The sequence below is a fragment of the Pantoea sp. BRR-3P genome (assembly GCF_039621635.1).
Taxonomy (GTDB): Bacteria; Pseudomonadota; Gammaproteobacteria; order Enterobacterales; family Enterobacteriaceae; genus Pantoea; species Pantoea floridensis.
Window position 1 is genome coordinate 2,430,593 of sequence record NZ_CP155066.1, and the last position, 16,612, is coordinate 2,447,204.

General features: G+C 54.2%; 21 protein-coding genes. 11 read left to right on the plus strand and 10 right to left on the minus strand.

The annotated features are described in order from the left end of the window. Positions 1-16: 16 nt before the first annotated feature. The 6 genes from flgG to flgB are packed head-to-tail and all read right to left on the minus strand — an operon-like array spanning position 17 to position 4,415. Positions 17-799: a flagellar basal-body rod protein FlgG gene (gene flgG, locus AAGR08_RS11280; protein WP_097094261.1), complete on the minus strand. Its 783-nt coding sequence runs from the start codon at positions 797-799 to the stop codon at positions 17-19. A gap of 17 nt (positions 800-816) precedes the next feature. After that, positions 817-1,575, minus strand: coding sequence for a flagellar basal body rod protein FlgF (locus AAGR08_RS11285; RefSeq protein ID WP_097094262.1), 759 nt, complete (start codon positions 1,573-1,575; stop codon positions 817-819). A 20-nt stretch (positions 1,576-1,595) separates the two neighbouring features. Then, entirely contained in the window at positions 1,596-2,885 is a 1,290-nt protein-coding gene (flgE, locus tag AAGR08_RS11290) for a flagellar hook protein FlgE (RefSeq protein ID WP_097094263.1), read from the minus strand. 25 nt (positions 2,886-2,910) lie between these two features. Further along, positions 2,911-3,582, minus strand: coding sequence for a flagellar hook assembly protein FlgD (gene flgD, locus AAGR08_RS11295; RefSeq protein ID WP_097094264.1), 672 nt, complete (start codon positions 3,580-3,582; stop codon positions 2,911-2,913). Positions 3,583-3,594: 12 nt separating this feature from the next. Then, positions 3,595-3,999, minus strand: coding sequence for a flagellar basal body rod protein FlgC (gene flgC / locus AAGR08_RS11300; RefSeq protein WP_097094265.1), 405 nt, complete (start codon positions 3,997-3,999; stop codon positions 3,595-3,597). Positions 4,000-4,001: 2 nt separating this feature from the next. Continuing rightward, positions 4,002-4,415, minus strand: a complete 414-nt coding sequence (gene flgB / locus AAGR08_RS11305; RefSeq protein WP_097094266.1) for a flagellar basal body rod protein FlgB — start codon at positions 4,413-4,415, stop codon at positions 4,002-4,004. Between the two features lie 153 nt (positions 4,416-4,568). Here flgB and flgA point away from each other — a divergent pair, with 153 nt between their 5' ends. The 3 genes from flgA (at position 4,569) to flgN (ending at position 6,076) form a co-directional block, all read left to right on the plus strand. Beyond that, positions 4,569-5,228 (plus strand): flagellar basal body P-ring formation chaperone FlgA, encoded by a 660-nt coding sequence (flgA, locus tag AAGR08_RS11310; protein WP_097094267.1) that lies wholly within the window; start codon positions 4,569-4,571, stop codon positions 5,226-5,228. 105 nt (positions 5,229-5,333) lie between these two features. Further along, positions 5,334-5,639 carry a flagellar biosynthesis anti-sigma factor FlgM gene (gene flgM / locus AAGR08_RS11315; protein WP_345826888.1) on the plus strand — a complete coding sequence of 102 codons (306 nt, stop codon included), beginning with the start codon at positions 5,334-5,336 and terminating at the stop codon, positions 5,637-5,639. Positions 5,640-5,644: 5 nt separating this feature from the next. Continuing rightward, positions 5,645-6,076, plus strand: coding sequence for a flagellar export chaperone FlgN (flgN, locus tag AAGR08_RS11320; RefSeq protein WP_345826889.1), 432 nt, complete (start codon positions 5,645-5,647; stop codon positions 6,074-6,076). 32 nt (positions 6,077-6,108) lie between these two features. Here the strand turns inward: flgN and murJ are convergent, their stop codons facing one another. From murJ to rimJ, 4 genes are all read right to left on the minus strand, one after another. After that, a complete protein-coding gene (gene murJ / locus AAGR08_RS11325) occupies positions 6,109-7,647 on the minus strand; it encodes a murein biosynthesis integral membrane protein MurJ (RefSeq protein WP_345826890.1) in 1,539 nt (512 codons plus the stop codon). 163 nt (positions 7,648-7,810) lie between these two features. Further along, positions 7,811-8,689 carry a Gfo/Idh/MocA family oxidoreductase gene (locus tag AAGR08_RS11330; RefSeq protein ID WP_345826891.1) on the minus strand — a complete coding sequence of 293 codons (879 nt, stop codon included), beginning with the start codon at positions 8,687-8,689 and terminating at the stop codon, positions 7,811-7,813. A gap of 1 nt (position 8,690) precedes the next feature. Further along, positions 8,691-9,332: a DUF480 domain-containing protein gene (locus tag AAGR08_RS11335; protein ID WP_345826892.1), complete on the minus strand. Its 642-nt coding sequence runs from the start codon at positions 9,330-9,332 to the stop codon at positions 8,691-8,693. 15 nt (positions 9,333-9,347) lie between these two features. Then, positions 9,348-9,941 (minus strand): ribosomal protein S5-alanine N-acetyltransferase, encoded by a 594-nt coding sequence (gene rimJ / locus AAGR08_RS11340; protein WP_097094273.1) that lies wholly within the window; start codon positions 9,939-9,941, stop codon positions 9,348-9,350. Positions 9,942-10,186: 245 nt separating this feature from the next. Here rimJ and mdtH point away from each other — a divergent pair, with 245 nt between their 5' ends. From mdtH to AAGR08_RS11380, 8 genes are all read left to right on the plus strand, one after another. Next, entirely contained in the window at positions 10,187-11,389 is a 1,203-nt protein-coding gene (gene mdtH, locus AAGR08_RS11345) for a multidrug efflux MFS transporter MdtH (protein ID WP_345826893.1), read from the plus strand. A 136-nt stretch (positions 11,390-11,525) separates the two neighbouring features. Further along, on the plus strand, positions 11,526-12,089 hold the full coding sequence (locus AAGR08_RS11350) for a lipoprotein (RefSeq protein WP_097094275.1): 564 nt from the start codon (positions 11,526-11,528) through the stop codon (positions 12,087-12,089). 134 nt (positions 12,090-12,223) lie between these two features. Beyond that, positions 12,224-13,270, plus strand: a complete 1,047-nt coding sequence (gene pyrC, locus AAGR08_RS11355) for a dihydroorotase (protein ID WP_345826894.1) — start codon at positions 12,224-12,226, stop codon at positions 13,268-13,270. 68 nt (positions 13,271-13,338) lie between these two features. Then, the gene (gene dinI, locus AAGR08_RS11360) at positions 13,339-13,584 is read left to right on the plus strand and encodes a DNA damage-inducible protein I (RefSeq protein ID WP_097094277.1); all 246 of its coding nucleotides are present in this window, start codon (positions 13,339-13,341) and stop codon (positions 13,582-13,584) included. 143 nt (positions 13,585-13,727) lie between these two features. Continuing rightward, positions 13,728-13,997: a hypothetical protein gene (locus tag AAGR08_RS11365; protein WP_097094278.1), complete on the plus strand. Its 270-nt coding sequence runs from the start codon at positions 13,728-13,730 to the stop codon at positions 13,995-13,997. Between the two features lie 280 nt (positions 13,998-14,277). Beyond that, positions 14,278-14,532 (plus strand): biofilm formation regulator BssS, encoded by a 255-nt coding sequence (gene bssS / locus AAGR08_RS11370; RefSeq protein WP_097094279.1) that lies wholly within the window; start codon positions 14,278-14,280, stop codon positions 14,530-14,532. Between the two features lie 106 nt (positions 14,533-14,638). Then, complete coding sequence (solA, locus tag AAGR08_RS11375; protein ID WP_345826895.1) at positions 14,639-15,754, plus strand: N-methyl-L-tryptophan oxidase; 1,116 nt, start codon at positions 14,639-14,641, stop codon at positions 15,752-15,754. Between the two features lie 282 nt (positions 15,755-16,036). Then, the gene (locus tag AAGR08_RS11380; protein ID WP_345829902.1) at positions 16,037-16,612 is read left to right on the plus strand and encodes a cytochrome b; all 576 of its coding nucleotides are present in this window, start codon (positions 16,037-16,039) and stop codon (positions 16,610-16,612) included.

The window sequence follows — 16,612 nt, forward strand, 5'->3', positions numbered from 1 at the left end:
CCCAACGATACCAGGATTAAATCTGGGTTAACTTCGCCAGCATCTGATCGGAGGTACTGATCGCTTTGCTGTTAATTTCGTAAGCGCGCTGCGTCTGAATCATGGTCACCAACTCTTCCGCCACGTTGACGTTTGAGGTTTCGACATAACCCTGATACAGCAGACCGGCACCGTTTTGGCCCGGCGTACTCTGCGTGGCCGCACCCGATGCCTGCGTTTCCTGATAAAGGTTTTCGCCCTGGCTATTTAAGCCCGCATCATTCATGAAGGTGCTCAGCGTCAGCTGTCCCACCTGCGCCGGGTTGGTTTGGCCCTGTTGCGTCACGCTCACGACACCGTCACGCGAAATGGTGATGCTGGTGGCGTTAGCCGGGATGGTGATGCCTGGCTGCACCGGGTAACCGGCATTCGTCACCAGCTGTCCGTTTTGGTCAACCTGGAAAGAACCATCGCGGGTATACGCCGAGGTGCCGTCCGGCATCTGCACTTCAAAATAACCCTGGCCGTTGATGGCCACGTCTTTCGAGTTGCTGGTCTGCGACAGGTTACCCTGCTGATGCAGACGCTCGGTGGTGACTGGACGCACACCGGTACCGATCTGCAGGCCCGACGGCAGCGTGGTTTGCTCCGACGACTGCGTACCCGGCTGGCGCAGCGTTTGGTACATCAAATCTTCGAATACCGCGCGCGAACGTTTAAAGCCGTTGGTGCTAACGTTCGCGAGGTTGTTGGAGATGACGTCCATATTGGTTTGCTGAGCGTCAAGACCGGTTTTCGCGATCCATAAAGAACGAATCATGGTGTTTTCCTTACGCCTTAGCTGCTCATGTTGAGCAGCTGGTTGGCTTTTTGTTCGTTTTCATCAACGTTAGAGATCACTTTCATCTGCATCTCAAAACGTCGGGCGTTGGCGATCATATCGACCATGGTTTCCACGGGTTTGACGTTACTGCCTTCCAGCACGCCGGGCATGACGGTCACCGAGGCATCGTTCGCCAGCGCGGCGCCGCGCGTAGCCTGTGCTTGCTGGGTTGGACGGAACATACCGTCGTCACCGCGCTGTAACTCTTTACCTGTGGCACGAACCAGTTTCAGCTTGCCAATTTGCACCGTGGCGTTGGGCGCATCCCCTGCATTACGCGAAGTAATGGTGCCGTCGGCCGCGATGGTCAGCTCCGCCCCTTGCGGAATGGCGATTGGACCGCCATCGCCCATGACGGGATTGCCCTGAATGGTCAAAATACCGGTAGCGCTTATCTGCATGTTGCCGTTGCGGGTATAGGCTTCGGCACCGTCAGCGGTACGCACCGCCAGCCAGCCATCTTGCTGTACCGCTACATCCAGCGTACGGCCAGTGTTGTCCATGGTACCTGGCGTCATATCAGCGCCCGGCGTTGAAGCGGCAACCAGGGTACGCGTTGGCAGCGACCAACCGTTGACCGGCACCGCGCGCAACGCGTTGAGCTGAGCACGAAAGCCCGGCGTTGAAGCGTTGGCGAGGTTGCTGGCGGTCACCGATTGCTGGTCCATCGTCTGACTCGCCGCGCCCATCGCGGTATATATTGCGTGATCCATAAAGCAATCCCGTTAGCGAATTAACGTAAGTTAACCAGGGTGTTGAGAATCTGGTCCTGAGTTTTGATGGTTTGGCTGTTAGCCTGATAGTTACGCTGCGCAACGATCATGTTCACCAGTTCTTTACTCATGTCGACGTTCGATGCTTCCAGCGCACCTGAAGTCAGGTTGCCGTAGGTACCGGTGCCTGCCAGACCAACGGCCGCCTGACCTGACGAGCTGGTTGCGGACCAAACGTTGTCACCTTCAGATTTCAGACCTTCCGGGTTAGAGAAGCTCGCCAGCACGATCTGCCCCAGCAGCTGGGTTTTCTGGTTGGAGTAGGTGCCGGTGATGGTGCCATCATCGTTGATGGTGTAGCTGGTCAGGTCGCCTGGCTGGTAACCATCCTGCGTTGGGTTACCGAAAGTGCTGGTGCCGGTGTTCTGCTGCAGGCTACCCAACATGCTCAGGCTGATATTCATGCCATCCGCACCGTTGGTGCCACCTACAACCAGATTGGCCAGTGATGGACTGGTTGCCGTGGTAGATGGGATCGCGGTGCCAGGGTTAAGGGGATCATCAACCATTTTGGATACGCTAGTCAGCGTACCGCTGGCATTGAATTTCATCTGGAAACCCAAACCATCATCAGGATCGGCGTTGCCAATCTGCTTGCCGGTGGTGGAATCCATGATATGCACGGTCCAGGTGTTATCCGCCGTTTTGATGTAATACATATCCAGCTGGTGATCGTTACCCTGCGTGTCATACACCGTCATGGTGGTTTTCGCGTTGTAGCTATCAACATTGGAGGCATCAAACGTAGTGACGGTCGGCACGGTGCTGGTGGAGTTAAGGTTCGCCACCTGGGTCGCCGTGGTGGTCGCGCGTGCGCCCATCTGCGTGGTGGGGATGCTCAGGGCAACCGGGTTAGCGCCGCTCTGAATGGTTGGTGGCGTACCGCTGGCTGGATAGCCGGTTACGTTCAGGCCCTGGGTATTCACCAGATTACGGTTTGCATCCAGCGTGAACTGGCCGTTACGTGAATAGAACACGCCGCCGCTGGCGTCGGTCATACGGAAGAAGCCGTTGCCGCTCAGTGCCACGTCCAGCCCACGGCTGGTCGAGGTGGTGCTGCCATCACCAAAGTTCTGGATTACCGCTGCCACTTTGGTACCGAGACCAACGTTTGAACCGGCAAACATATCGGCAAAGGCGATGGTGCTGGATTTGAATCCGGCTGTGGCGGAGTTGGCAATGTTGTTACCAATCACATCCAGGTTGCTGGAAGCAGCATTCAGGCCGCTCACCGCTTGTGAAAAAGACATGTAATCTCTCCTGCTAAAAGGTTAATCAGAGAATCTGACGAATTTCATCGAGGGTCGCGGAGCCCATGGTGCCGAGATCCAGTTTCGTGGTGTTATCGGTGGTGCTGACGCCATTGACATAGGCATAGTTCAGCGGCTGCGCCACCAGTTGGGTGCTGCCATTGCTGGCGGCGAGTGATACAGAATATTTGCCATCTGCGGCGGTCGAGCCATCATCCAGTTTGCCGTCCCACGAGAAGGTGTGAACGCCTGCACTCAGCTTGCCGAGATCGATGGTACGCACGGTGGTGCCATTGCTGTCTTTAATCGTGACGCTGGTGGCGGTGGAAGCTGTTGCCAGCTCAACGCCAAATGGCGTGGTCGTACCGCTGCCCACCAACACCTGCGAACCGTTGATCATCACGCCATGCCCAATCAGTGTGGAACTCTGCAGCGACTGGCTGGTGGTGATTTGACCGGAAATCGACCCTAACGTGGTGTTCAGTTTCTCAATTCCGCTTAGGGTGTTGATCTGCGCCAGCTGCGTTGTGAGCTGGCTGTTATCCATTGGATTGGTGGGATCCTGATTTTTCAGCTGCGCCACCAGCATATTCAGAAACTGATTCTGCAAGTCCGCCGAGGTGTTACCACTCGACGCGCTGCTGGACGTCAGTACCGTGGGGTCCAGGTTGTCTTTAATCCCTACTGCTACGCTCATAATCGTTCTCCGTTACTGACCCATGGTGAGGGTTTTCATCATCATTGACTTCACCGTGTTCAGCACTTCGACGTTGGCCTGATAGCTGCGCGACGCAGACATGGTGTTAACGGTTTCGGCGACCACATCAACGTTAGGCATTTTGACGTAGCCCTTCTGATCGGCCATCGGATTGCCTGGGTCATACACCAGTTTGGCCGGGGTGGGATCGTTAACCACGCCAGCCACTTTGACGCCGCCAGTGGCTGCGCCCTGTGCGGCATCGGTCTGGAAAATCACCTGCTTTGCGATATAAGGCTGGCCATCAGGACCGGTTACGCTATCGGCGTTGGCCAGGTTACTGGCGCTGACGTTGAGGCGCTGCGATTGCGCTGTCATCGCCGAGCCGGCGATATCAAAAATATTCAGCAATGCCATGCTTATTGCCCCTGCAGAACGTTCATCATGCCTTTGATCTGGCTACTGATGAGGGTGAGATCGGTTTGGTATTTCAGGCTGTTATCAGCAAACTGCGTACGCTCGCGATCCATATCCACGGTGTTGCCATCCGCGGCGGGTTGATCGGGAATGCGGTACATCAGATCCAGCGATGGCTGAGAATTGGTTTGCGCTTCAATGTGGCGTGAGGACGTCACCTTCAGCGCCAGACTGCTGCCTTCCGCGCGACCGTTTTGCATCACCTTGCTCAGCTGGCTGGCAAAGTCGATATCCCGCGCCTGGTAACCCGGGGTATCGGCGTTGGCAATGTTTGACGCCAGGATCTCCTGACGCTGAGCACGTAGGTTTAACGCTTCTGTACCAAATCGCAGCGCGGCATCGAGTTTGTCGAGCATGCTTCCTCCGCGAATGAGAATTTCGAGCTGACAGCTTAAGTGGACAAAAGCAAGGGTGATCGTCTGAATAGCAGCAAAAATGACGGCTATTTTTGACATTGATTTTTTTGCGCGAGGCGTAGACTCAGTGCCATCTTCTCGTCAGGAGGCGTTATGCGCAGATATTCCACCTTGCTCACCACACTTTGGCTGGCACTGGCGCTACCCAGTCACGCGGCGGATCTTAATGCTCAGTTGACACAATTTTTTAAAGCCCGCGATCCGCAACATGCCGCGGGTATGAGCGTGGTGGTGCGCACGCCGCCGTCACAGTGGCCCACCTGCGATACCCCCGAATTACAGCTTCCGGGCAATAGCCGCCAGTGGGGCAACATCAGCATTGCGGCCAACTGCGATCAAAATCGTCGTTTCTTGCAGGTGCAGGTGCAGGTCACTGGACAATATTTAGTCGCTAGTCGTCAGGTGGCGCGTGGCAGCACACTCAGCCCAGATGACTTCAGATTGGAAACCGGTCGCCTTGATGAGCTGCCGGCGCGCGCGCTGATCGACAGTAGCGGCGTAACGGATGCCATTGCCTTGCGTGATATTCCGCCGGGACAAGCCGTGACGGCCTCCATGCTGCGCCAGGCATGGCGCGTGAAAGCAGGTCAAAATGTGATGGTAGTCGCCAGTGGAAATGGGTTTAATGCCAGTAGCGAAGGACGTGCGCTGAACAACGCTAGCGCAGCGCAAATGGTGCGTGTGCGTATGGGAAATGGTCAGGTTGTCAGTGGTCGCGTCGACGCGGATGGGAATATTCTGATATCGCTATAAAGCGTTAAAGAACCCTGCTGTTCTGCCGATAGAGATATCAACAAAGACATTACCCTATGCTGACTCAGTTGACTGACCCCCAACTGACCTTACAGGAGCCACACAATGAGCATCGACAGAACGCAACCTTTGAATCCGGTTAGCACTGTACAGACACGCGATACCAACGATAACAGCGCGAAAGTGCGCCAAAGCGCCACGCCAACCGCCAGCACCACCAGCGAAAGCGGCGCGGCAGTGAAGTTGAGTACTGCGCAGGCGCAGCTGATGCAGCCCGGCAGCCAGGACATTAATACAGCGCGCGTTGAGCAGCTGAAAACGGCCATTCGTAATGGCGAACTGAAAATGGATACCGGTAAGATCGCCGACGCGCTGATCGCCGATACCAAGGCGTATTTAGAGGGTAACTGATCCCAATGGACAATCTGCTGATCACCTTAGACAAAATGCAGGATGTGCTGGCGTCACTCGCCGTAGTAATGGATGAAGAACAACAGCAACTTTCTGCCGGTCAGGTTAATGGCAACATGCTACAGCGCATCTCTGAAGACAAAAGTGCGCTGCTGACCACGTTGAATTATCTGGACGACATGCGCCGCACCACCGAGAAAAGTCTCGGTACGCAGGCGCCCTATGGTGATCACAGCGATCGCGAAAGTCGCTGGATGCGCATTCAGCAGCATACACGCCGCCTGCGCGATACCAATATGCATAATGGGATTCTGCTGCAGCATCAGATTGGCTTCACAAATGAAGCATTGGCCGTGTTGCGCCCGCATCAAACCCAGGCATTTTACGGCCCCGATGGCTTAGGCAAGGGTCAAGCGACGCTGAGTCGTAAAGGGTAATCAATAAAAAATCCCGCCGCGGCGGGATTTTTTTATGCCATCGTACGGCGGGCGAAATCGCGGGGACGGAAGCCAAGCAGCCCGAGCATGACGAAATAGGCCCCGCCGCCGATGCCGCACACTGCCGCCAGGCGAAGCAGCCGCCACCACATTTGCCCCTCTTCCCATGACGGCATCACCTGCAAAATGCCCAGCAGCGCTACGGCCATTACCACCACCGCAATCAGCAAACGCGTCAGGAAACTGAACCAGCCAGGCTGCGGCTGGAAGATATCCTGCTTTCGCAGCTGCCAGTAAAGCAGCGCGGCATTCAGGCAAGCGGCCAGACCGATCGACAAGGATAAACCGGCGTGTTTCAGCGGTCCGATAAACGCCAGGTTCATCAACTGTGTGATAATCAGCGTCACTATGGCAATTTTCACCGGCGTTTTGATGTCCTGACGTGAGTAGAATCCCGGCGCCAGCACTTTCACCACAATCAGCCCCATCAACCCCACCGAATAAGCAATTAACGCGCGCTGCGTCATTAAGGCATCAAAGGCGGTAAATTTCCCGTACTGGAACAGCGCCACGGTGAGCGGACCGGACAAAATCCCCAAGGCCACCGCGCTCGGCAGAGCCAGCAGGAAACAAAGACGTAAGCCCCAATCCATCAGGCGTGAATACTCTTCCTGATTGCCGCTGGCAAAACTCTTCGCCAGCGAGGGCAACAGAATAGTGCCCAGCGCCACTCCTAAAACGCCAGACGGAAACTCCATCAGGCGATCGGCGTAATACATCCATGAAACCGACCCCGATACCAAAAAGGAGGCAAAAATGGTGTTGATGATCAGTGAAATCTGGCTGACCGACACGCCAAGAATCGCCGGGCCCATTTGGCGCATCACGCGCCAGACACCGGCATCGCGCAAGTTAAGGCGCGGCAATACCAGCATGCCAATCTTCTTCAGGTGCGGCAGCTGATAGAACAGCTGCAGCACACCACCCGCCACTACCGCCCAGGCCAGCGCCATCACCGGTGGATGAAAGTGCGGTGCCGCGAAAACCGCAAATCCGATCATGCTGATGTTCAATAGCGTCGGTGCAAATGCGGGCACTGAAAAACGATTCCAGGTATTAAGAATCGCCCCCGCCAGCGACGCCAGCGAGATCAGCAGAATATAAGGAAAGGTCACACGCAACAGCGCGCTGGTTAAGGCGAATTTATCCGGCGTATCGGCAAAGCCCGGTGCGGTTACCACAATCACCCAAGGCGCGGCGATCATGCCCAACACGGTGACCACCGCCAGCACCAGCGTTAATAAGCCGGAGACATAGGCAACAAACACGCGCGTAGCATCTTCGCCCTGCTTACTTTTATATTCTGCAAGGATTGGCACAAAGGCCTGGGAAAACGCGCCTTCGGCAAAAATGCGGCGTAATAGGTTAGGCAGCTTGAAGGCAACGAAGAAGGCATCGGTTGCCATCCCCGCACCGAACACACGCGCCACAATGGCATCGCGGGCAAAGCCCAGCACGCGGGAAAACAGGGTCATCGAACTGACCGCAGCCAGCGATTTCAACAAATTCATTTTGAGTGGCGCATCCTGAAAAGTGTCGGATAAATGAGCGACTTAGCGCGGACATCCCGTGATGTCCGGCGATAGTCTACTGCCGCGGCGGGAAATGACCAGCATTGAGTGTTACAAGGGATTATTCCTGTTCGGCATCACGCCACAGTTTTTCCACCAGACGCTACGCCGCCAGTGCTTGTTCACCGCTGGTTTCAGGCATCGTCTGATTTTCTACACACTGAATGAAATGGTGTGCCGCGCCGCTGAAACCGCGCTGGGTAAGATGGCTTTGCCAGGCGGGCGGCACATCACGCACGATTCCACTGCGGTTCTCCTGCTGCCAGTCTCGCATCTCATTAATTTCAATGTAATCGCCATCGCAAATAGCACTGACTACCTCGCGCTGCGTGCCGGCACGACGATGCATGCTGGTGGTGATTTGTAGCGATCCGGCGGCGAAGTGGTGCTCGGCATACAGCATAGCGCCGTCCTCGTTGGTCTCAATATGTCCCAACTCTTGCTTCAGGTTACCGCCAGCCAGCCACAATGCGGTATCGACCACGTGCAGATAGTCGTCGAGCAGAGTAAAACGCAGATCGTGTGGGCCAACGCTGTCTGCCCGATGCTTCTCAATGCGCAGTGAAGCAGCGCGCGCCATCTCATCTTTTAGCTGCTGATAGCGCGGTGCAAAGCGGCGATTGAACGCCACCATCAGCTTGCGTTTATGTTTGTCCGCCAGCGCCACCAGCGCTTCCGCCTGCTGCAGCGTTTCCGCTAACGGTTTATCGACGCACACATCCTTGCCAGCCAGCAAGAGTGCTTTGACGACATCGTAATGGCTCGCGGTGCTGCTGTGTACAAACACCGCATCGCTGGCCGCAGCGAGGGCATCGAGTTGGCCAAAGTAAGGCATACGATAGCTGTCGCAGATCGGTTGTGCCTTCGCCTGATTGGGAGAAAAAGCCCCGGCCAGCTGCCAGCTACTCGCCTGTGACAGCACCGGCAGCCACGCTTTTTGTGCGATGCCGCCTAACCCAACAATGCCAATGCGCAGCGTCATATTAGTTCTCCTTTTGCAGCAGCTGTTCCAGCTGCAACTGTAACTCAGCAACCGTTTCTTCCAGTTGCGCCACGCGCGCCACAAGATCGTCATTGTCCAAAGCGCTGTCGGCGGTAGCCCGCTCATCCACCACCTCGCCGCCGAACAGGTGCATATAACGGCTTTCGCGTTTGCCAGGCTCACGCGCTAAACGCACCACCATCGGGCCGTCTTCCCGCGTGCTCAACTGATTCAGCGTCTGCTCTACTTCGTTCATATCGCTGAACTCATGCAGACGGCCGCTGCGTGTGCGCAGCTCACCTGGCGTCTGGGCGCCGCGCAGAAACAGCAGCGTCAACACCGCCACTTCCGCACGACTCAGTTGCAGATTGCCGAAGGCCGAGTTGCAGAAGCGCTGCTCATACTTACTCACGCGCTGCCCAAAGCCATTATTAGCCGTCACCAGATGCTTTTTCACCAGCTCATCAAGCTGTGCCTGCACTTCCATTTCGCTGAGGTTAAGCACCGGTTCACGGTTAGATTTTTGATTGCAGGCGGTCACGACGCCATTCAGCGAGAGCGGATATTGATCCGGTGTAGTGACCTGCTTCTCCAGCAGGCAACCAATCACGCGCAACGCCTGCGCGGATAAGGCCATTTTCATTGGGTTAATCCTTGTTTATTGTCCACGGCGATCCGGGGTCCACTCCCGGTAGGTCAGTGCGGTCAACACGTGATCCTGCCAGCGCCCATCAATTAGCAGGTAATCTTTGGCATAGCCCTCTTTTTCAAATCCCAGCCGCGCCAGCAGATCGCCGCTGCGTTGATTATGCGGCATATAATTGGCCATGATGCGATGGATGCGTTGCTGCCGCTGCATATAACGAATGGTGGTGCTGAGCGCTTCATACATTAGACCCTGGCCCTGCCATTTCTCTCCTAGCGAATAGCCAAGGTAGCAAGCGTGGAACGAACCGCGCAGCACATTGCTGTAGTTAGCCACGCCACGCACTTCGCGCTCTTCTGGGTCCATCAGCACAAAATAGTAGGCTGAGCCCTGTTTATGCATGTCGGCGATTAGCCCAAGGCGGGCCTGCCAACCCGAAGGATAACAATGGCTCTCGTCGCGCACTGGCTCCCAGGGCTTAAGAAACGCGCGATTTTCAGCGTAATAATCCGCCAATCGCCAGGCATCGCGTTCGTGTACTAAACGGACCACTAAGCGATCGGTAGTGAGGCTCACGCGTGGGCCAGCAGAACGATAGCCAAACATCATGACTCCTGAAATCCATAACTTAAGAAAGATGTACGCCAGCGGCGATACTTCTCACTATAACCGTCGCCCCGCCTGCGGTAAAACCCCGCAACGCGTTCCAGGAGATTCATCCTGATTTAGGATTAATATTTCTGCGGATTCGATGAAAAAATATCATCCTCAGAAACCTGTTTTTAACCCTTCAGCAGGCGGAATATAGACCAATTGGTCTCTTCTCTGCTTCTATTTGCTTAGGAATTAGCATGTCTCGGGTTGCGCGGGCACGACGCCTCGGTAAAACATTTCTTTTAGTGGATAACATGTTGGTCGTGATGGGTTTTTTTGTGGTATTTCCTCTCATCTCCATACATTTTGTCGAACAGCTTGGCTGGGCAGCGCTGATGGTGGGCATTGCGCTCGGCTTACGTCAGTTTGTTCAGCAGGGGTTCGGCATATTCGGCGGAGCCATTGCTGATCGGTTTGGCGCGCGTCCGCTGATCGTCACGGGCATGTTGATGCGTGCGGCGGGCTTTGCCTGCATGGCGCTGGCTCATGAGCCCTGGCTGTTGTGGCTGGCCTGTTTACTTTCCGGTCTGGGGGGAACGCTCTTCGACCCACCGCGCAGTGCGCTGGTAATGAAGCTGGTGCGTGCGCGTGAACGCGGTCGTTTCTTCTCATTGCTGATGATGCAGGACAGCGCCGGCGCGGTACTTGGCGCGTTAATCGGGAGCTGGTTGCTGGCGTGGGATTTCCGTTTAGTCTGCTGGGTTGGCGCGGGCGTGTTTGTCTGTGCCGCCCTGTTTAACGCGATTTGGCTGCCGGCCTGGCGTATTTCGACCGAACGCATCGCAATGCGGGCGGGCATGCAGCGCGTCTGGCAGGACAAACGTTTCCGCCTGTATGTTCTTACGCTGACAGGCTATTACATCCTTGCCGTGCAGGTGATGCTGATGCTGCCGGTGATGGTGAATCAGGTCGCGGGTGCGCCGGCGGCGGTGAAGTGGATGTATGCCATTGAGGCGCTGTTGTCATTGAGCTTACTCTATCCGCTGGCGCGCTGGAGCGAGAAGCGCTTCCGCCTGGAAACCCGATTAATGGCGGGTTTATGCCTGATGACCTTCAGCCTGCTACCGGTGGGCTTGACCGATTCATTGCCGTCATTGTTTATGCTGATTGCCCTCTTTTATCTCGGCTCGATCATTGCCGAACCGGCACGCGAAACGCTCAGCGCTTCGCTGGCCAGCGCGCGCGCGCGCGGCAGCTATATGGGCTTTAGCCGCCTTGGCCTCGCCATTGGTGGTCTGATTGGCTACTCCGGCGGCGGCTGGATGTTCGACATGGGACAACAATGGGGATTGCCAGAGCTGCCGTGGATGTTGCTCAGCAGTATCGGCATGATCACCCTCTTTGCACTTTGGTGGCAATTTCAGCCCCGCCAGGTGGCACCGGCAATTTTCAGCAGTTAGTTTGCCCCCGTAACCGATCTCCTCTATCGCTGCAAGAGAAGCGCTACGGCGCTTCTCATCTCTCTCCTGGTGACACGGCTCGCTGAATCAGGCAGGCTAACGCCTGTTTTGCCGTATCGATCAGGATGAGGACAATATGAAAAAGGCGTTTTCCGGGCTGCTGGCCCTCTTTTTGGCCGTGCTTCTCAGTGGCTGTAATCAATTGACGCAATACACCATCAGCGAACAGGAAGTGAATCAGGCGCTGCAAAAGCGTAATAACTTCGAAAAAGACATTGGCGTTTCCGGATTGGTAAACGCACACATCGTGCTGAGCGATCTGAGCAGTCAGATTGGCCGTGAAGAGCCCGGTAAAATTACGCTCTCCGGCAAAGCCAATATCAATGTCAGCTCGCTGTTTGGTCCGCAACAGGCAGAAATGCAGCTGAAGATGAAGGCGCAGCCGGTGTATAACGCACAAGAAGGCGCAATTTATCTGCATGACATGGAGATTGTTGATGCGCAGGTGCAGCCAGAGAAAATGGCGTCGATTATGAAAACGCTCACGCCCTACCTCAATGAGTCTCTAAAGCGCTACTTTAACGAGAAGCCGGCCTATGTGCTGAGCGAAGACCGCAGCAAAACGGAAGCGCTGGCGAAAAAACTGGCGAAAGGTATTGAAGTCAAACCCGGCGAATTGGTGATTCCGTTTACCCATTGAGTCGCACAACCGCACCTTAGGGTGCGGTTTTTGTTTGTCACAATAAAATCCCGTGCAAACGGTTGCCTACATCCTTATGATTACTCCCCGGCCTAAACGCGCCTCTTCGTTTTCTTCTCTGCCGGAGTCTTTGAATGACAGCCCAACCTCAGCAAATTACCCTTCGCCGTCCTGACGATTGGCACATCCATCTGCGCGATGGCGCGATGCTTAACGCCGTGCTGCCTTATACCAGCGCGGTGAATGGTCGAGCTATCGTTATGCCAAATCTGGTTCCACCGGTCATTAGCGTGGCGGCGGCCGTAGCCTATCGCGAACGTATTCTGGCGGCGCTACCTGCTGAGCACGCATTTACTCCGCTAATGACCTGCTATCTTACAGATTCGCTCGATCCTGATGAGATTGAACGCGGTTTCCACGACGGCACCTTTACCGCCGCCAAACTCTATCCTGCGCACGCCACCACCAACTCGAGTCATGGTGTGACGAACATCGCCTCCATTGCCAAGGTGCTCGATCGCATGCAGAAAATTGGCATGCCGATGTTGGTACACGGGGAGGTGACCGATGCGCATATCGATATTTTTGACCGCGAAGCCCGCTTTATCGAAACCGTGCTTGAGCCGCTGCGTCAACAGTTTCCTGCCCTGAAAGTCGTGATGGAACATATCACCACGCAAGAAGCGGCAGAGTATCTGGCCGCAGGCAACGATTTGCTGGGCGCCACCATTACTCCACAGCATCTGATGTTTAACCGTAATCACATGCTGGTAGGCGGCGTCCGCCCGCATCTTTATTGCCTGCCGATTCTCAAGCGCAATATTCATCAGGAGGCGCTACGCAAGCTGGTTGCGAGCGGCAATCGCCGCGTATTCCTCGGTACCGATACCGCGCCCCATCTGCGTCACCTGAAAGAGGCGAGCTGTGGTTGTGCCGGCGTATTTAATGCGCCAACCTCACTGCCTGCGTACGCAACGGTATTTGAGGAGCTGAACGCGCTGGAGCATTTCGAAGCCTTCTGTTCTGAAAACGGTGCGAATTTCTATGGTCTGCCCCTCAACGAAGGGACAATAACGCTGGTACGCGAATCGTGGCAAGTTGAGGAAAGTATCGCGCTGGCGGATGATACGCTGGTGCCCTTCCTTGCGGGCGAGACACTGCACTGGCGCATCAAACAATAAGTAACCGGTACTTGCCTTTGGAATAAATATACTGTACAAATAAACAGTATATTATTCCGGAGGCTTCTATGCGTGTTGAAATTACCGTAGCAAAAACTCAGCCCCTTCCTGCGGGTGCCCTGGATGCGCTCAGCATCGAGCTTGTACGCCGCATTACTCAAGACTTTCCTGATGACGATCACCACGTCAAAGTCCGCTACGCGGGCGGCAATCAGCTCACCGTTTTTGGTGGCTGCAAAGCGTCACGCGATCGCATCACCGATATTCTACAAGAAACCTGGGAAAGCGCTGACGACTGGTTTAATAACGATTAACAGCCACTGTGCCGTTTTTGCCGGGTTTCGCTATCCGGCTTTTTTGTTTTTATTTCCCCCTCGCCAGAAAAACTTCCTGCATCTAGACTCATGCTAAGCAATCCCCTATTCTTGCCTCGTCATGCTTACAGGAGGTGTTTTACATGACTACTGAAAAACCAGAAGAGGCAATGACCTTTGGTGAATTGCTGGCATTCATTGCCGAGCAACAGCGCCGTTTAACGGTATTAGAAAATGCCTTTGCCAGCTTAACGTTTTGTCTTGACGATCGCGCTAATCAGCTGCTGGTACATAATCTGACGCTTGAAGCGCAAAACCAGAACCATGACGCACAGTTACAGCAGCATTTTACCCGGCTGGCCGAAGAGATTCAGAAACGCCATGGCCTGATTCCTGCAGCGCCTGCCGAATAGAGTTGCCGTGCTTTTCGGGCTAAAGTTTTAGCGTATAAACGTCGATAACATCTTTGACGCCCCACCCTTAGATTTCCCATAAAATGCCCTCTTCTGCGGGCATTTTATTATTCGTTAAAATTCGCTTTTTAAATGCGTTTATTTTTGCTGTGTTTAAGTTCGCCATATCTTTTAACTATTGAAGACGCTAATTCATGTTATAATTGTTTCGCTAGTGCACGATACAAGCCGCATTGAACCTCAAGAAGCACTTCGTTTAACGAGTAATACGGAGGTTATAATGGACAGAAATAAAGACGTCATTCAGACTCATCCGTTGGTAGGATGGGACATCAGCACCGTAGACAGCTATGACGCCATGATGATTCGCCTGCACTCGCTCTCCTCGCAGGGTCAGAAAGAAGAAGAAGCTGACGTGGGCCCGACCTACTGGCTGACAACCGATGTGGCCAGACAGTTTATCTCCATACTCGAAGCTGGCATTGCAAAGATAGAATCCACAGAGCAATACCTACGCGACAATCAGAAGCACTAATTTATACTATCGCGTGAAAGGGCACCCAACAGGGTGCCTTTTTCATGGCCATTATCTTTTGATATGCTGTTGAAAAATTTCGCCCTTTGCCTGGAGTGATGTCGTTATGGTTTATGATCTGATTGTAGTGGGAAGCGGTTCGGTCGGTGCTGCCGCCGGTTTTTACGCGACTCAAGCGGGCTTATCCGTGCTAATGATTGATAGCGCCCACCCACCGCATAATCAGGGCACACACCACGGCGAAACACGTCTAATTCGTCATGCGTACGGCGAAGGTGAGCGTTACGTGCCGCTGGTACTGCGCGCCCAAACATTATGGGATGAGCTGGAACGACAGAGCGGTGAACGCATTATGCATCGCAGCGGCATCCTGAATTTAGCACCCCACACCTCCTCCTTTATTCAAAATGTGATACAAAGCGCGAAAACCTGGCAGCTGACTGTCGAGATCCTGCAGGCAGAGGAAGTGCGCGCGCGTTGGCCGCAATTTACGGTACCCGACGGCTACCTCGGCGTATTCGAGCCTCACTCCGGTTTTCTCAAATGCGAGCAAGCGGTACGCAGTTGGGTGCAGCTGGCAGAACAGGCGGGCTGTGCGCAACTGTTTAACTGTCCGGTCACTCATATCGATCGCGATGGCGATCTGCAGCAGGTCACCACCAGCGATGGGATTTTCCGTGCACGCAAATTACTGATCAGTGCGGGTACTTGGGTGAGTCATTTAGTGGCCGACTTACCCGTGGCACCGGTACGCAAAGTATTTGCCTGGTATCAGGCCGATGGTCGCTACAGCGAGAACAACCAGTTCCCGGGTTTTACGGTTGAGATGATTGATGGCAGCCATTTCTATGGCTTCCCCGCCGATAACAATGCACTAAAAGTGGGACGTCACGACGGCGGCCAGCTGATGCAAACGCCTGAAGATCGTAAGCCCTTTGGCAGCATCGCGGTGGATGGTAATGAATCCTTTACCTTCCTGCGCAAGTTTTTACCGGGCGTGGGCGTCTGTTTGCATGGCGAGGCGTGTAGCTATGACAATACGCCGGATGAAGATTTCATTATTGATACACTGCCGGGTGAACCAAATCGTCTTATCATCACCGGCTTAAGTGGACATGGTTTCAAATTTGCCAGCGTGCTCGGTGAACTCGCCAGTGAGTTTGCCCAGGAAAAACCCTTCTCTTTCGATATCAAGCCCTTCTCGCTTGACCGTTTTAATTAATGCCATCGAGCCAACGCGGACATTGCGTTGGCTCTCTTGAAGCAAACTGACATTACCTTACGCTCATTGACCTTTTGTGCCGCATAAGAACACGTATTCGTACATGACTTAACCGCTACTCTAGCATTATGATTTAGCCCTTCAATTATCCTGATTAACTTCTCAATATTCCCTCATATAATCCGAATATTATTTTCAATATTATAGAAAAGTAAGGGTAATTGATTTTACATTTCAAAATGTAGATGCTCATTACCACTTATTTCATCCTGCTGGATAATTATTATGTGGCGCAATTCCACACAGCATTTCGGTATGGTTTCGATTTTATTGCACTGGCTAATGGCGCTGGCTATCTACGGCATGTTTGCGCTAGGCCTGTGGATGGTCGGATTAGGTTATTACGACAGCTGGTATCACGATGCACCAGAAATACACAAGGGCATCGGCCTTCTGCTGTTTGCTGCGCTACTCGCGCGCATCGGCTGGCGTTTTCTTTCGCCACCTCCTAAGCCGCTGCGGAGTGACTCCCTCTCAGTTCGTCGCGCCGCACGCGTTGCACATGGCTTGTTGTACGGATTGCTGCTGGTGCTGCTGTTGAGTGGTTACCTTATCTCTACCGCAGAGGGTAAACCCATCTCCGTATTCGGTTGGTTCAATGTGCCCGCCCTCTTCAGCGGTGCCGCTCAGCAGGCCGACCTTGCCGGCGATATTCATCTTTGGATGGCCTGGAGCCTGATTTTACTTTCAGCACTACATGCGTTGGCAGCCCTAAAACACCATTTCATCGACCGTGATGTGACATTGAAAAGGATGTTGAGTTACCGCATCCCGTTAACCTCTGAAAAGGAAAAGTAG

What these genes read in the sequence shown, in the direction of transcription:
- flgM (WP_345826888.1), top strand. Translation starts at nt 5,334, where the DNA reads ATGAGCATCGACAGAACGCAACCTTTGAATCCGGTTAGCACTGTACAG.
- flgE (WP_097094263.1), bottom strand. Translation starts at nt 2,885, where the DNA reads ATGTCTTTTTCACAAGCGGTGAGCGGCCTGAATGCTGCTTCCAGCAAC.
- mdtH (WP_345826893.1), top strand. Translation starts at nt 10,187, where the DNA reads ATGTCTCGGGTTGCGCGGGCACGACGCCTCGGTAAAACATTTCTTTTA.
- flgB (WP_097094266.1), bottom strand. Translation starts at nt 4,415, where the DNA reads ATGCTCGACAAACTCGATGCCGCGCTGCGATTTGGTACAGAAGCGTTA.
- dinI (WP_097094277.1), top strand. Translation starts at nt 13,339, where the DNA reads ATGCGTGTTGAAATTACCGTAGCAAAAACTCAGCCCCTTCCTGCGGGT.
- flgA (WP_097094267.1), top strand. Translation starts at nt 4,569, where the DNA reads ATGCGCAGATATTCCACCTTGCTCACCACACTTTGGCTGGCACTGGCG.
- flgD (WP_097094264.1), bottom strand. Translation starts at nt 3,582, where the DNA reads ATGAGCGTAGCAGTAGGGATTAAAGACAACCTGGACCCCACGGTACTG.
- flgG (WP_097094261.1), bottom strand. Translation starts at nt 799, where the DNA reads ATGATTCGTTCTTTATGGATCGCGAAAACCGGTCTTGACGCTCAGCAA.
- murJ (WP_345826890.1), bottom strand. Translation starts at nt 7,647, where the DNA reads ATGAATTTGTTGAAATCGCTGGCTGCGGTCAGTTCGATGACCCTGTTT.
- AAGR08_RS11350 (WP_097094275.1), top strand. Translation starts at nt 11,526, where the DNA reads ATGAAAAAGGCGTTTTCCGGGCTGCTGGCCCTCTTTTTGGCCGTGCTT.
- pyrC (WP_345826894.1), top strand. Translation starts at nt 12,224, where the DNA reads ATGACAGCCCAACCTCAGCAAATTACCCTTCGCCGTCCTGACGATTGG.
- flgN (WP_345826889.1), top strand. Translation starts at nt 5,645, where the DNA reads ATGGACAATCTGCTGATCACCTTAGACAAAATGCAGGATGTGCTGGCG.
- solA (WP_345826895.1), top strand. Translation starts at nt 14,639, where the DNA reads ATGGTTTATGATCTGATTGTAGTGGGAAGCGGTTCGGTCGGTGCTGCC.
- flgC (WP_097094265.1), bottom strand. Translation starts at nt 3,999, where the DNA reads ATGGCATTGCTGAATATTTTTGATATCGCCGGCTCGGCGATGACAGCG.
- rimJ (WP_097094273.1), bottom strand. Translation starts at nt 9,941, where the DNA reads ATGTTTGGCTATCGTTCTGCTGGCCCACGCGTGAGCCTCACTACCGAT.
- AAGR08_RS11285 (WP_097094262.1), bottom strand. Translation starts at nt 1,575, where the DNA reads ATGGATCACGCAATATATACCGCGATGGGCGCGGCGAGTCAGACGATG.
- AAGR08_RS11330 (WP_345826891.1), bottom strand. Translation starts at nt 8,689, where the DNA reads ATGACGCTGCGCATTGGCATTGTTGGGTTAGGCGGCATCGCACAAAAA.
- bssS (WP_097094279.1), top strand. Translation starts at nt 14,278, where the DNA reads ATGGACAGAAATAAAGACGTCATTCAGACTCATCCGTTGGTAGGATGG.
- AAGR08_RS11335 (WP_345826892.1), bottom strand. Translation starts at nt 9,332, where the DNA reads ATGAAAATGGCCTTATCCGCGCAGGCGTTGCGCGTGATTGGTTGCCTG.
- AAGR08_RS11365 (WP_097094278.1), top strand. Translation starts at nt 13,728, where the DNA reads ATGACTACTGAAAAACCAGAAGAGGCAATGACCTTTGGTGAATTGCTG.